This window comes from Streptococcus suis, from assembly GCF_002964045.1.
GTDB lineage: Bacteria > Bacillota > Bacilli > Lactobacillales > Streptococcaceae > Streptococcus > Streptococcus suis_U.
The window spans coordinates 1-272 of sequence record NZ_POPB01000597.1 but is presented as its reverse complement, the minus strand read 5'-3'; the positions used below and the strand labels follow the sequence as shown (position 1 = coordinate 272).

The 272-nt window shown below is 39.0% G+C and carries 1 pseudogene; it reads left to right on the top strand.

Annotated elements, in window-relative coordinates:
- Positions 1-272, top strand: a pseudogene (locus tag C1E99_RS13065) (3-phosphoshikimate 1-carboxyvinyltransferase); the annotation flags it as partial.

The following is a 272-nucleotide window of genomic DNA, read 5'->3' as shown; positions in this document are numbered from 1 at the left end:
AATTGTCCTTGAAAATGTGGGAATCAATGAAACTCGGACTGGTATTTTAGATGTCATTAAAGCTATGGGCGGTAAAATGACTCTTTCTAACATAGATGAACTTGCAAAATCTGCTACCATTACAGTTGAAACGTCGGAATTGAAGGCTACGGAGATTGCAGGCGAATTGATACCTCGTTTGATTGATGAGTTGCCAATTATTACCTTACTAGCGACTCAAGCACATGGAACAACGATTATTCGTGATGCGGAGGAGTTGAAAGTTAAAGAAA